Genomic DNA, 11,438 nt, shown 5'->3' with positions numbered 1-11,438 from the left:
AAAAATGTCTAGGACAAAAGCGTTAAAAAGGAGAGGAACACTATCTTTTTTTTAATGGAAGTTTTTTTGAAAATTAGAATTTCTTCTATATTGAATGAAGAACAAAAAAAACAGGTCAATATTAAGTTGTTCTTTTTCTTAATTGCTATTATATTGTCTGGTACAATAGTAATAGAACCAGTAGCTGATTTGAAGTTGCATGCACCGTATTTTGAAGAAGATGATATAGTCAAAAAAAATAACTTTTTTGTAAAGACAGAAAACGGGTATGAATTATATATGAATGGTACATATATAGGAACATTGGATGAAATACCAAATGAATTAAAGAATATTAATATTAGGAGGAAATAAAAATGAAAAAAACGATCAGAATTTTAGCAGTAATAATTGCTATGACATGTATTTTTTCAGGGACTGCGTTTGCACAAGAGAAAGAGGTGGCTGTTGAAAAATCGAGTTCAATAGCTAGAGCAGATGTTATAAAATATGTTTATAAAGTTGAAAACGGGAAATTATATAGAAGATTATATAATTATTCTAAGGATACGTGGCTGGGAGATTGGGAACTGTGTGACTAAAGTAATAATATGATAATTATATTTAATAAATATGTACACTACTTTTTACGCTTTGAATTTAAAGTAATGTAAAAATTTTATAGCGTGAAGTTTGAAGTTGAGAAATTGCCTTGACAAATAATAAATTTCGCTTATAATACAGAATATACTCAATAACCTTACAAAGGCAATGAAGGGAACAAGTAGAGATCCGCAGGAGAGCGCACAGAAAGCAGCCGGATGATGAGAGGCGCGCGTGAACCGGATATTCGAATACATCCCGGAGCTTCGCACCGAAGAATCTAAAATCGGATCCGATGAAAAGGCTGCGTGGAAAATGTGCGGCGGTTGATTTGGTAGGCTGCGACGTGAGAGACACACGTTATCCGGTCACGGTATCAGAGGGTACCGGCAGAGGCAGATGGGCGCGAGCTGTCTGCGAACAAAGGTGGTAACACGGGAATTTTGCCCCGTCCTTTTTGGAGGACGGGGCTTTTTTATTTTATAGAAAAATGTGTCTTGTGAAATCACAGACGTTCCAAAGTACCTTTATTGTTCTGTTTTGAGAATGATTTTCGGAGAGAAAATAAAGGATGAATCGGATGTATTTTTGAAAAAAGGAATCCCGTGGAGAAGCAAAACGAGTAAGCAAAATTATTTTTTATAAAAAGGAGTAAACAGGAAAATGCAGATTTACGAAGAATTAGTAGCCAGAGGTCTGATCGCCCAGGTTACAAACGAAGAAGAGATCAAAAAACTGGTCAACGAAGGAAAAGCCGTTTTCTACATCGGTTTTGACCCGACCGCAGACAGCCTTCATGTAGGACATTTCATGGCACTGTGCCTGATGAAACGTCTGCAGATGGCAGGCAACAAGCCGATCGCATTACTGGGCGGCGGCACCGGCATGATCGGCGATCCGTCCGGACGTACGGATATGCGCCAGATGCTGACACCGGAGACGATCCAGCACAACTGCGACTGCTTCAAAAAGCAGATGAGCCGTTTCATCGATTTCTCCGATGACAAGGCGCTCTTAGTCAACAACGCAGAGTGGCTGATGAATCTGAATTATGTAAACTTACTGCGCGAGGTTGGACCGCATTTCAGTGTCAACCGCATGCTGACTGCTGAGTGCTACAAGCAGAGAATGGAGAGAGGTTTAAGCTTCTTAGAGTTCAACTACATGATCATGCAGAGCTACGATTTCTACATGCTGTACCAGAAATACGGCTGCAACATGCAGTTCGGCGGCGACGATCAGTGGAGCAATATGTTAGGAGGTACCGAGCTGATCCGCAGAAAGCTTGGCAAGGACGCACACGCGATGACCATCACCCTGCTGTTAAACTCCGAGGGCAAGAAGATGGGCAAGACCCAGTCAGGTGCTGTATGGCTGGATCCGAACAAGACCTCCCCGTTCGAGTTCTACCAGTACTGGAGAAACGTCGCTGACGCGGACGTATTAAAATGCCTGCGTATGCTGACCTTCCTGCCGCTTGAGCAGATCGATGAGATGGATAAATGGGAAGGCAGCCAGTTAAATACTGCAAAAGAGATCCTGGCTTACGAGCTGACCAAGCTGGTACACGGCGAGGAAGAGGCTGAGAAGGCACAGGCAGCAGCGAAAGCACTGTTTTCCAGCGGAAATGCAGCGAATATGCCGACCTACGAGCTGACGGAGGATGATTTCAACGGTGATGAGATCGATATTCTCTCCATCCTGCAGAAATCCGGTCTGGCTCCGTCCCGTTCCGAGGCAAGAAGAAATGTCGAGCAGGGCGGCGTATCTGTAGACGGAAACCAGGTAAAGGATGTTAAGGCAGTCTTTACGAAAGATCAGCTTTCCGGCGAAGGAATGGTTGTCAAGAGAGGTAAGAAAAACTTTAAGAAGATTGTTCTGAAGTAGGATGTCTGGGGAAATTCACCTGCCTTGTTTGAGAGCAGAATGAAACTCAGTATAAAAATCAGAATTACGCCGCCGGCGATCTTTGCCCGGGCTTTCAAGCAAAGTCCGAAGAGATGTCCGGCGGCGTTTCGGATCATGGAGACAAACAGAGCAGATCCGAAACCATATCTTACATTCACTCCCACAAAAATTACCAAAATTTTACATAAACGATACCAAAACATGATTTCTGTAAATCCAGGAATCTTTTATACTGCGTACTGTAAGAAATCAAGGATAAAAAACTCTGAGAGAAAAAAGAGAGAGGAAAGAGGAATTTTATTATGAAGAAAAATGTTCAGAAAACAATCGCAGTATTAGGAGCAGCCGTTCTGGCAACTGGAATGATAGGATGTGGTTCCAGCAATACAAATACAAGTGCAGCAGACAGCAGTGCAGCTGAAAGTGGTGCAGCAGCAGATACAACCGAGAACAGCGCAGATGCAAAAAATTTGAGTGGTTCTATCACCCTGGCAGGTTCCACTTCAATGGAAAAATTTGCAAATGCACTGGCAGAAACGTTCATGGAGAAATATCCGAACGTGACCGTACAGGCTGAATTTACCGGCTCTTCCGCAGGTATCGAGTCCGTGCTGGCAGGTCAGTGTGATGTCGGTGATTCTTCCAGAGCATTAAAGGATGATGAGAAAGCAAAAGGTGCTGTTGAAAATATCGTAGCCATCGATGGTATCGCCGTTGTCGTTGACCCGTCCAACGCTGTAGATGGTCTGAGCAAGGATGACCTGACCGGCATTTACGACGGAAGCATCACAAACTGGAAGGATGTAGGCGGCAGCGATATGCCGATTGTCGTAGTCGGACGGGAAGCAGGTTCCGGTACTAGAGGCGCATTTGAGGAGCTGCTGGGTCTGGAAGATGCCTGCAAATATGCAAACGAGCTGGATTCCACCGGTGCAGTTATGGCAAAAGTAGCATCTACACCGGGTTCCATCGGATACGTTTCCCTGGATGTAGTCGATGATACCGTTAAGGCAGTTAAACTGGATGATGTAGAGCCGACGGAGGAGAACATCAAGGCAGGCAGCTATTTCTTAAGCCGTCCATTCGTTATGGCAACCAAGGGAGAAATTTCTGAGCAGAACGAGCTGGTACAGGCTCTGTTTGACTATGTATACTCTGCAGAAGGCGATGACCTGATTAAATCTGTAGGTCTGATTACTACGAAGTAAGAAACTGCATCGGAATTTGTGAATGTGGATAAAATTACCGGTGGAGACAGGTAAGGATAGAAAAATCAGAAATTCACGAATACGCATAATATTGAATAGATTCAAATAATATCGAGTCGCTTGCAGTCAAGCCGCAGAAAGGAAACTCTGCTTTGACCGAAAGCGGCTCGCTGTTCAATCCGGGACAGGAGAGACATATGCACGAAAAGAAATTTACCATTTTTGGAAGCCATGCCACGAAATCAGCGGTAGAGAGGGCAGCGGAAATTATTTTTACCGCCTGCGGCCTGCTGGCGGTGGTGGCAGTTTTTTCAATTACCTTATACATGATTATCAGCGGTACCCCGGCACTTTTTAAGGTGGGTGTTCCGGAAATCTTATTTGGAAGCGTCTGGAAGCCGACTGGAAATCCGGCGTCTTTCGGAATTCTCTACGTTATTTTAACTTCCATCGTCGGAACCTTTCTGGCGATCCTGATCGGTGTTCCGATTGGGTTGTTTACCGCCATCTTTCTGGCAGAGGTTGCGCCGCCGAAGGTAGCGGCAGTGGTCCGCCCGGCAGTTGAACTTCTGGCAGGTATTCCGTCGGTTATCTACGGACTCTTAGGAATTTTGATTTTAAATCCCCTGATGTATAAGCTGGAAATGAAAATCTTTGCCGGTTCCACGACGCATCAGTTTACCGGCGGTGCGAACCTGATATCGGCGGTTCTGGTTCTGGCAATCATGATTCTTCCGACCGTCATCAATATCAGTGAAGCGTCGCTTAGGGCAGTCCCGAAACATTTAAAAAGCGCATCGCTGGCGCTCGGTGCAACGCATATCCAGACGATTTTCAAAGTAATCGTTCCGGCAGCGCACTCCGGCATCATCACGGCGGTGGTTTTAGGCTGCGGACGTGCGATCGGGGAGGCAATGGCGATCAGCCTGGTATCTGGAAGTTCAGTCAATCTGCCGCTCCCATTTAACTCCGTCCGTTTCCTGACAACCGCGATCGTGGCGGAAATGTCTTATTCAGAGGGACTTCACCGGGAAGTGCTCTTTACCATCGGTCTGGTGCTGTTCGTATTTATCATGTTTATCAACACGGTGCTCAGCCGGATGTTTGTGAAGGAGGGCGGCACAAATGACTGATAATAGAATGAAAAGTATTTACCAGAAGCGCACCCGCATCGGGGACAATGTCTTAAAAGCGCTGATTTATCTGGCAGCTGGCGTGGCGATCGCGCTGTTAGTTGGCATCATGGGGTATGTGTTTGTGCGCGGTCTGCCGCAGGTTTCCTGGCAGTTTCTGTCCACGGTGCAGAGCTCTTTAAAGGGCACCTTCGGTATTCTGGGAAATATCATCAACACGATTTACATCATTGTAATTACCCTTATCATTGCAGCGCCGATCGGAATCGGCTCCGCCATTTATCTGAACGAATATGCAAAGCCGGGAAAACTGGTGAGGACGATTGAATTTACAACCGAGATCCTGTCCGGTATTCCGTCGATTATTTTTGGCTTGTTCGGTATGGTCTTTTTCGGAATGACGCTGAAGCTGGGCTATTCGGTTCTGACCGGATCCTTCACGCTTACCCTGATGGTGCTTCCGCTGATTACGCGGAACACACAGGAAGCACTCAAAACCGTTCCGGACAGCTACCGCAGCGGCGCGCTGGGAATCGGTGCAACGAAATGGTATATGATCCGGACAATCCTGCTGCCGAGCGCGGCACCGGGTATTCTGACCGGCATCATTCTTTCGATTGGACGTATCGTGGGAGAGTCGGCGGCGCTTCTGTTTACTGCCGGAAGCGGCTTCCAGCTTCCGAAAAACCTGTTTGGAAAACTGTTTGAATCGAGTGGCACGCTGACCATCCAGCTCTACCTGTCGATGCAGAAAGCAAAATACGATCAGGCGTTTGGAATCGCGGTCGTGCTTCTGATTATCGTGCTGGGAATCAACCTGCTGACGAGATTTTTGACCAACCGGTTTGATGTGACAAAATTAAAATAAAGTAAAAAATGAGGAAATGATATGGAGACAAAAATTTCTACGTCGGATTTGAATCTGTACTATGGAAACAATCATGCATTAAAAAATATCAATCTGGATATATATGAAAATCAGATCACAGCGTTTATCGGACCGTCCGGCTGCGGTAAGTCTACCTATTTAAAAACATTGAACCGCATGAACGATCTGGTGCCGAATGTAACAATCAATGGAAAGGTGTGGATCGACGGCGAGGATATCTATGATCCGAGGTTGATACGACGCTTCTTCGCAAGAAGGTCGGCATGGTATTTCAGCAGCCGAACCCATTTCCGATGAGTATTTATGACAATATCGCGTATGGACCGCGGATTCACGGCATTAAGGGAAAGCCAGAGCTGGACGCGATTGTGGAGAAGAGTCTGCGCGGCGCGGCCCTGTGGGATGAGGTCAAGGATCGCCTGAAACGTTCTGCACTGGGACTTTCCGGCGGACAGCAGCAGCGTCTCTGCATCGCGCGTGCGCTGGCGGTTGAGCCGGAGATTCTCCTGATGGATGAGCCGACCTCGGCACTGGACCCGATTTCCACGCTGAAAATCGAGGATCTGATGGGCGAGCTTAAGAAGAATTATACCGTTGTCATCGTTACTCACAATATGCAGCAGGCGACCCGTATTGCGGACTACACGGCATTTTTCCTGGTGGGTGAGATAGTCGAGTATGCACCGACGACGGATCTGTTCTCGCATCCGCGGGAGAAGAAGACGGAAGACTATATTACCGGACGGTTTGGATGATAGGTGTAAGATTGAGGATTTAAAAATAAGTAGAAAATCAGTTTGTTGTTCAGAAGTGGAAAATTTCTGGGCAGAAAACAGGGGAGATGGAGAGGAGATACGGGATGGCGACGAGAGAGGCATTTATACAGGAGTTAGAAGGGCTGAATCAGGAATTGAACGCGATGAGCCAGATGGTGCAGGATGCGATTGACAGTAGTTTTCAAGCGCTTACCGAGCATAATGAAGAGCTGGCACAGAAGGTTATCAAAGGAGACCGGGATGTGGACAATATGGAGCGAAAGATCGAGACACACTGCCTGACGCTGATGTTAAAACAGCAGCCGGTTGCCAGTGATCTGCGCCATATCTCGACGGCGCTGAAGGTTGTGACCGATCTGGAGCGGATGGGCGATCAGGCGGCGGACATTGCCGATCTGTCCCTGCGTTTGGAGGATGCAGATATTAGTCTTGTAAGCAAACATCTTCCGGCCATGGTGGCAAATGTGAAAACGATGGTTAAAGATGCAATTCGCGCTTTCATCGAGCGTGATACCGAAACCGCAGAAACCTTTGAACAGAGAGATGACCTGATTGATGCCTTTTTTGAGCGTGTCAAACGGGAAGTCATCGAATTTCTGAAAAAAGATGGGGATAAATCCGATGTGGCAGTCGATCTTTTGATGGTTGCTAAGTATCTGGAGCGAATCGCCGATCACGCGGTCAATGTATGCGAGTGGACAGAGTTCTCGGATACAGGGGCCGTGGGGGATGTGATGATTCTCTAGGTTTAATTAAAATCCGGGCATGAAAAATGAAAATTAGATGCCTGGATTTTTTCCGTTCCGCATAAAATAAATAGAATATGTGGAGATAACGTGGAGTGCGATATATCATGCGTGATATAGTGCTGGAACTTTTAAGTTCATACGGATATGCGGGAATGTTTGCCCTGATTCTAATTGAGAATTTGTTTCCGCCGATCCCGTCCGAAGTGATTTTAACCTTTGGTGGATTTATGACAACATATACACGGATGAACATAGCCGGGGCAGTTCTGGCAGCGACGGCGGGCTCGGTGCTGGGGGCGCTGATTCTGTATGAGCTGGGGCGGCACATTCCCGTGCAGAAGTTTTATGCATTTTTGGGCGGGGCATGGGGAAAACGGCTGGGAGTAGAAGTGGAAGATGTGAAAGATGCAGACGGATGGCTGGAGAGAACGGGACGGTCAGCCGTCTTTTTTTGCCGGTTCGTTCCGATCATCCGAAGCCTGATCTCGATTCCGGCGGGGATGGCAAAGATGGAACTGCTGCCGTTTCTCCTGCTGACAACAGCGGGCAGTCTTATCTGGAATACGGTGCTCATCGGAGCCGGCGCGGTGGCGGGGGCATCGTGGGAACGTATTCTGGTGCTGTTAAAGACATATTCCCGCTTCGCCGTGATGGGAGCGGGAATCTTGGGATTTGCGGTGGCGTGTGTGTATTTTCGGAAACGATAACAACAGGAGAGTGATAATTCATGCAGAAAGAGTTTATTCATTCAAGTAAAAATATATGGTGTCATTCTTTACTTCCAGCCGTGCCGTCCCATCGATCACCAGCTGTTCCAGATATGGGCGCAGGTGGCGTTCCTGACGGATGAGCTGGTCGTAGGTACCGATGTGCATTCCGATCAGGCGTCGGCTTTCCTGATAAAATTCATCACGCGTCATTGGTCTCTGCAAAAGCTTTGCCAGCTCTGCGAGACGCAGACGGACAAGATCCATATTTTTGTCCGCCAGTTCCCGGATATTGCCATCAAATGGACCTTTGTGCGATAAAATCCAGTGCTGGTAAGGCAGTTTTGTGATTGCTTCCTTGCTTTCCAGATCCAGACCGACGTGGTCGCAGTATGGAGCTTGACGTGACGCAGGACATTTTCGGTTAAAAGCGCGTCTCCGGCAAAGCAGACGCCGTCCGGTGTGCCGATGACGATGTGGTCGAGGGAATGCCCTGGCAGATGGTGAACCGGGAAGGTTACGCCGCAGAGTGTCACGGAAGTATCCTCCGGCTGGATGATACAGTCAACCGGGCAGCGCTGCTCGGTGTCGATGGAAATCTTTTCCTCCTCGGAGCGCCCGAAATAATTGGTATACCGTTCCAGCGCCGCCTGGGAGGCGATCAGCCCGGCTTCGCCAAGCGACATAGCCAGTGGAATCTGAAAGGCTTCGCGCAGGCGTTTGCTGTTTCCATGATGGTCGATGTGCGCGTGGGAAACGATCAGCCCCGCCGGGGTCAGCCCGGCGTCTTTCAGAGAGCCGACCAGCTCGTCATATTCCTTTGAGTAACCATTGTCAAACAGGATGCAGCGGGTGTCGTCGATGCGGTAGACGCCGACGGCTGTTTTGCCAAGCAGGCAGTCTGTATTTCCAGAAACGTGTATGAGTTCCACGGAAAGAGTCCTCCTTTTATCATGAATAACACAAAAAGCGACGGCTGAGATATCTCCGCTGTCGCTTTTTAAGAATGCGTCTGATAGGAATCGAACCTACGCCTCAGGCTCCGGAGGCCGGCGCTCTATCCACTGAGCTACAGACGCATTACTTGTATGATACTATAATATTTAGAAAATTGCAAGTTTTTTTTCGGAAATACCGCTTGCCGAGTAACCAAATCACCGCTATAATATTAACAATCGAATAAGTCAGGAGGCGGTCGGGTGGGAGAACCGAAAAAGAAACCGGGACGCAGCCGGAAGAACGGAACGGACTGGGAACTGCGCCGCTATGTGATGCTGCTTGCGGCGGTGATTGTATTGATTCTGATTGGCGCGGTGGCGATGTTTTCCGGGAAAATAACAAACATTCTGGGGAAAAAGGATGGCTTACCGGCAGAAATGGTGGATACAGGCGGATCTGGAATGGTGATTGAGCCGGACACGAAAGAATATATTCAGGACTTTGGCGGATGTATTCTGACAGAGAATGGCGAGCCGGGGATCACAGAGCTGATGAATACTTATTTTCAGGCGGTTTCCGACTGTGATATGGATACGTTTGTGAAGTTGTTTACCTCACAGGATACGAGTGAGGAAGAACACTACCGTCAGGAATTTGAAGAACAGAAGCAGTACATTTCCGGGTACCAGAATGTGAAATGTTATACGACGCCGGGGCTTAGGGACGGTGAGATGGCAGCGTATGTGTATTATGAGATTTTGTATACGGGCGTGGAGACACCGGCACCGAGTCTGGTGCGGATCTATGCGATCCGGGCGGAGGACGGAAGCTGGCAGATCGATGACGGGAAAATGTCCGAAGAGCTGACGCAGTATTTTGAAGAGCTGTCGGTCAATGAGGATGTGCGCCTTCTCAGCAAGCAGACGGATGAAGCAATGGATGCGGCGATGGAGCAGGATGAAGCGCTGAAAGAGCGCGTGGAATTTATGAAACAGGGCGCGTCGTATATGCGGGATGAGACAGAGCCGTCTGCGTCGAATCCTTAAAATGTTTTACTTTGTCTAACTGAATGGAAAAATAAAGAGATTTATAGATAGAAAGAAAAAGAGGCAGAAAGAATGGATGTAAAAGATTTTTATTATGATTTACCACAGGAGCTGATCGCGCAGGATCCGCTGGAAGATCGTTCTTCTTCCCGGCTTTTAGTGCTGGATAAAAAGACGGGCGAGATGCAGCACAAGGTGTTTAAGGATATTGTCAATTATCTTCATCCGGGCGATTGTCTGGTGATCAATGATACGAAGGTTATCCCGGCGCGTCTGATCGGAAGCAAGGAGGGAACGGATGCACATATCGAGATTCTTCTTCTGAAACGTCGTGAGAACGATATCTGGGAGACACTGGTAAAGCCGGGTAAAAAGGCAAAACCGGGAACCGTGATTAATTTTGGCGATGGTTTGTTAAAAGGAACCGTCATTGATGTGGTAGAAGAGGGAAATCGTCTGATTCAGTTCTCCTATGAGGGGATCTTCGAGGAGATTCTTGACCAGCTTGGCCAGATGCCGCTTCCACCGTATATTACACACCGTCTGAAAGATAAAAACCGTTATCAGACCGTTTATGCAGAACATGAGGGATCCGCGGCTGCTCCGACTGCCGGACTTCATTTTACCAAGGAACTGCTGGCACAGATTCAGGAGATGGGAGTGAAGATTGCGCATGTGACACTCCATGTGGGTCTGGGAACCTTCCGACCGGTCAAGGTTTCAAATGTTTTAGATCATCATATGCATTCGGAGTTTTACCGCATCGAAGAAGACGCTGCTAATATGATTAATGAGACGAAGAAAAATGGCGGACGCATTATCTGTGTCGGTACGACAAGCTGCCGGACGCTGGAATCCGCAGCAGCCGAGGACGGCACGATCCGCGCATGCAGCGGCTGGACGGACATTTTCATTTATCCAGGCTACCAGTTCAAGATTCTGGACTGCCTGATCACAAACTTCCACCTGCCGGAGTCCACGCTCGTCATGCTGGTATCCGCACTGGCAGGCAGAGAACATGTGCTCACGGCGTATGAAGAGGCGATCCGGCAGAGATATCGGTTCTTTAGTTTTGGGGATGCTATGTTTATCCAGTAGAGAAAAGGGATGTATGAAAAAGACTCATAGTGAAAGGCTATGGGTCTTTTTATTTCGAAAAATGTTTGAAAAACGGCACACCGCGTTCTCGTTACTTTAGTGATGGGTTAGGTGCGCCAAATTTTTTATCAAGATACAGAACTAGCGTTTGCCAAGTGTGGGGGCATATGGTATAATATAAACATGGAAAAAGATATATTTACTATTAAGAGAAATACACTTTCATATGGTAGAGGATATGTGTATTCTTTGCAATATCATCTTGTCTGGTGCACGAAATATCGAAAACAGGTCCTGAAAAATGGGATAGACGCAGAATGTAAAAAAATGTTGTATGGGCTTGCGGAGGAATACAAATTTAAGATTCTGGCGATGGAGGTTATGCCAGATCATATTCATTTAC

The 11,438-nt window shown here is 47.3% G+C and carries 13 protein-coding genes, 1 tRNA gene and 1 pseudogene; 12 read left to right on the top strand and 3 right to left on the bottom strand.

What is annotated here, in order from left to right; all coding sequences use genetic code 11:
- Nucleotides 1–66: 66 nt before the first annotated feature.
- From DW085_RS18345 to DW085_RS18300, 9 genes and pseudogenes are all read left to right on the top strand, one after another.
- Nucleotides 67–354 carry a hypothetical protein gene (locus DW085_RS18345; RefSeq protein ID WP_118469523.1) on the top strand — a complete coding sequence of 96 codons (288 nt, stop codon included), beginning with the start codon at nucleotides 67–69 and terminating at the stop codon, nucleotides 352–354.
- Between the two features lie 2 nt (nucleotides 355–356).
- Nucleotides 357–581 (top strand): hypothetical protein, encoded by a 225-nt coding sequence (locus tag DW085_RS18340; protein WP_107001488.1) that lies wholly within the window; start codon nucleotides 357–359, stop codon nucleotides 579–581.
- Nucleotides 582–1,245: 664 nt separating this feature from the next.
- Nucleotides 1,246–2,469 (top strand): tyrosine--tRNA ligase, encoded by a 1,224-nt coding sequence (gene tyrS, locus DW085_RS18335; protein ID WP_118494305.1) that lies wholly within the window; start codon nucleotides 1,246–1,248, stop codon nucleotides 2,467–2,469.
- Between the two features lie 323 nt (nucleotides 2,470–2,792).
- Nucleotides 2,793–3,698 (top strand): phosphate ABC transporter substrate-binding protein, encoded by a 906-nt coding sequence (locus tag DW085_RS18325; protein WP_118494299.1) that lies wholly within the window; start codon nucleotides 2,793–2,795, stop codon nucleotides 3,696–3,698.
- A gap of 197 nt (nucleotides 3,699–3,895) precedes the next feature.
- The gene (gene pstC, locus DW085_RS18320; protein WP_118494311.1) at nucleotides 3,896–4,831 is read left to right on the top strand and encodes a phosphate ABC transporter permease subunit PstC; all 936 of its coding nucleotides are present in this window, start codon (nucleotides 3,896–3,898) and stop codon (nucleotides 4,829–4,831) included.
- Nucleotides 4,824–5,699 (top strand): phosphate ABC transporter permease PstA, encoded by an 876-nt coding sequence (gene pstA, locus DW085_RS18315; RefSeq protein ID WP_118494296.1) that lies wholly within the window; start codon nucleotides 4,824–4,826, stop codon nucleotides 5,697–5,699. The genes pstC and pstA overlap by 8 nt, the downstream gene beginning before the upstream one ends.
- A 21-nt stretch (nucleotides 5,700–5,720) precedes the next feature.
- Nucleotides 5,721–6,475 (top strand): annotated as a pseudogene (gene pstB / locus DW085_RS18310) (phosphate ABC transporter ATP-binding protein PstB).
- A gap of 104 nt (nucleotides 6,476–6,579) precedes the next feature.
- A complete protein-coding gene (gene phoU / locus DW085_RS18305) occupies nucleotides 6,580–7,242 on the top strand; it encodes a phosphate signaling complex protein PhoU (protein ID WP_118494294.1) in 663 nt (220 codons plus the stop codon).
- A gap of 107 nt (nucleotides 7,243–7,349) precedes the next feature.
- On the top strand, nucleotides 7,350–7,952 hold the full coding sequence (locus DW085_RS18300) for a DedA family protein (protein WP_118481982.1): 603 nt from the start codon (nucleotides 7,350–7,352) through the stop codon (nucleotides 7,950–7,952).
- A 33-nt stretch (nucleotides 7,953–7,985) separates the two neighbouring features.
- Here DW085_RS18300 and DW085_RS18295 read toward each other — a convergent pair whose 3' ends face one another.
- The 3 genes from DW085_RS18295 to DW085_RS18285 all read right to left on the bottom strand — a co-directional run bounded on the left by DW085_RS18295 (nucleotide 7,986) and on the right by DW085_RS18285 (nucleotide 9,031).
- Nucleotides 7,986–8,165 (bottom strand): hypothetical protein, encoded by a 180-nt coding sequence (locus DW085_RS18295; protein ID WP_118494291.1) that lies wholly within the window; start codon nucleotides 8,163–8,165, stop codon nucleotides 7,986–7,988.
- Nucleotides 8,162–8,884 carry an MBL fold metallo-hydrolase gene (locus DW085_RS18290; protein WP_182430949.1) on the bottom strand — a complete coding sequence of 241 codons (723 nt, stop codon included), beginning with the start codon at nucleotides 8,882–8,884 and terminating at the stop codon, nucleotides 8,162–8,164. Before DW085_RS18290 ends, DW085_RS18295 begins: the two co-directional genes overlap by 4 nt.
- 75 nt (nucleotides 8,885–8,959) lie before the next feature.
- Nucleotides 8,960–9,031, bottom strand: a tRNA-Arg gene (locus tag DW085_RS18285).
- A gap of 120 nt (nucleotides 9,032–9,151) precedes the next feature.
- On the opposite strand from DW085_RS18285, the gene DW085_RS18280 reads away from it, so the two are divergent.
- The 3 genes from DW085_RS18280 to tnpA form a co-directional block, all read left to right on the top strand.
- A complete protein-coding gene (locus DW085_RS18280; protein ID WP_118494285.1) occupies nucleotides 9,152–9,937 on the top strand; it encodes a hypothetical protein in 786 nt (261 codons plus the stop codon).
- 72 nt (nucleotides 9,938–10,009) lie between these two features.
- Entirely contained in the window at nucleotides 10,010–11,035 is a 1,026-nt protein-coding gene (gene queA / locus DW085_RS18275) for a tRNA preQ1(34) S-adenosylmethionine ribosyltransferase-isomerase QueA (protein ID WP_107001497.1), read from the top strand.
- A gap of 183 nt (nucleotides 11,036–11,218) precedes the next feature.
- Nucleotides 11,219–11,438: IS200/IS605 family transposase (gene tnpA / locus DW085_RS18270; protein ID WP_118494282.1), on the top strand; the 220-nt coding region annotated here is incomplete at its 3' end.

The organism is Clostridium sp. AF50-3 (assembly GCF_003477445.1).
GTDB classification, from domain to species: Bacteria; Bacillota; Clostridia; order Lachnospirales; family Lachnospiraceae; genus Otoolea; species Otoolea fessa.
Note: the sequence above shows the minus strand (reverse complement) of the source record. Positions and strands in the feature narration are given on the sequence as shown.